Annotated in this window: 5 protein-coding genes; all 5 read right to left on the bottom strand. The window is 45.6% G+C overall.

Annotation, left to right across the window (positions count from 1 at the left end):
- Nucleotides 1-250, bottom strand: a 250-nt coding sequence (locus tag KH813_RS06660; protein WP_303994558.1) for a DUF3310 domain-containing protein, incomplete at its 3' end; no start/stop codon positions are given.
- 95 nt (nt 251-345) lie between these two features.
- Nucleotides 346-627, bottom strand: a complete 282-nt coding sequence (locus KH813_RS06655; protein ID WP_303994557.1) for a hypothetical protein — start codon at nt 625-627, stop codon at nt 346-348.
- 15 nt (nt 628-642) lie between these two features.
- A complete protein-coding gene (locus KH813_RS06650) occupies nt 643-984 on the bottom strand; it encodes a hypothetical protein (protein ID WP_303994556.1) in 342 nt (113 codons plus the stop codon).
- A complete protein-coding gene (locus tag KH813_RS06645; protein WP_303994555.1) occupies nt 974-1,315 on the bottom strand; it encodes a hypothetical protein in 342 nt (113 codons plus the stop codon). Before KH813_RS06645 ends, KH813_RS06650 begins: the two co-directional genes overlap by 11 nt.
- Nucleotides 1,312-1,530: hypothetical protein (locus tag KH813_RS06640; RefSeq protein WP_303994554.1), on the bottom strand; the 219-nt coding region annotated here is incomplete at its 5' end. The genes KH813_RS06640 and KH813_RS06645, both read right to left, overlap by 4 nt.

The following is a 1,530-nucleotide window of genomic DNA, read 5'->3' as shown; positions in this document are numbered from 1 at the left end:
TATCCGTGGCATACTCTACCGCGCTGAGGCTTTCCGTATCGTCACGGTGATGAATCAGATAGCGCCTGATATACCAGCGAGCCTTTCGTAAGTCCTCTAATTCGGTATCTTTAGATTTTTTACCGGCTCGTGAAATATACTTAATGGCATTGCCCAGATGATAACCAAGCCGCCACGATTCAATCGCCTCAATCGTTTCAAATTTCCCGTCCGTGTAATGCGCCGGGTGATTAATGATGTCGTTATTCATTTTTCACTTTCCTTTTCGTCTGTCCTGATTAGTTCCCGACACCCAACGAAAGCAAGTGCCGCAAGAATGACTACAAGCATTATTACATTCACGGCTTACTCCTCCCGTCGCTGTTCTTCCAATCGATGCATTTCCAAAAAAAGCGTTACCACGTCTTTGTCAATTAAAATTTCGACTAATTCATTTAGAATGTGCCTAGGGTTACCGTATCTTTCCATCCGCCAACAGTGAACGGCATGCATAATATCTTTTGCAAAATCTTCCTGAATATTACGCTTGCCATATCCATAAGCCTCTTTATTTTCTTGCATGTCAACATAAAAGTCGGTAATGTATTGTATTTCGTCTACCAATGTTTTGCCTTTATTTTTGGTCATGTTTGATCACTCCCGTCACTTATATTTCAAGATTTTGTCGGCGAACCGACTGAGAATATCCGCCGCGTGCTCAACGTTAGCAGGAGTCACGTACGACGCCGCAAGCATTTCATAAGACGTCCGTTTATTCGGCACGATCGTTACCACTAAAAATGCAGACAAAAAAGCTATAATGGCACGCTTACAAAGGCGATTCTCTGAATTAAAGTCCCAGCCCAGTCCAGTCAAAAGCAAAAATAAAAGGGCTGTGGCAGACGCTACGCAAACGAAAGTAGCAGCGCCACTTATTGAATTTAAGATATCAATCGCATAAATCAACCAAGGCGATATAATTGGCTCTGTCATACTAGTTGCCATCACTGTTTTCACCCTTCCATTCTCTAAACATTTCAAACCAATCAGACACACTCATAGTGATCAGCCATTCACAGTTATTTTTGCGATGCGCAACAATTGGCACGCGTCCGCTCTTCTGTGAATCGCGCCGCGCTTGCGCCATTGCGTCCTCAATGTTCAACCGCTCTACTCGTTTGACCTCCACATGCACGCCTGGAAGACCGACAACGTCGGCCGCTTCCCCCGTGTTTCCGCAGTATTGCGCCGTCCGGCGCACTTCCCAGCCGTTGGCGCGGCAAAGTCTTGCAAATTCCAACTCGCCGCGCTTGCCTTTTTGTTTTCCGTTCGTCATTTAGACGCCGCTTCTTCCATAGATTCTCGTATTTGTTTCATCTCAAATGATCCGATTTCCGGATCAGCATAAGACGCTGCGTCAAGGCCTTTTACAAGCCCGATGCGAATTGCGTCCATTTGCAGGTCACTGAATTTAGGATCGGCGTAAATACTCACGTCAACGCCGCTTTCAAGTCCTTCGCGGATTTGCCACATTTGCTTCCATTTGAACTT

Source organism: Negativicoccus succinicivorans (genome assembly GCF_018373335.1).
GTDB lineage: Bacteria > Bacillota > Negativicutes > Veillonellales > Negativicoccaceae > Negativicoccus > Negativicoccus succinicivorans_A.
This window is presented reverse-complemented; position numbering and strand designations above follow the sequence as displayed.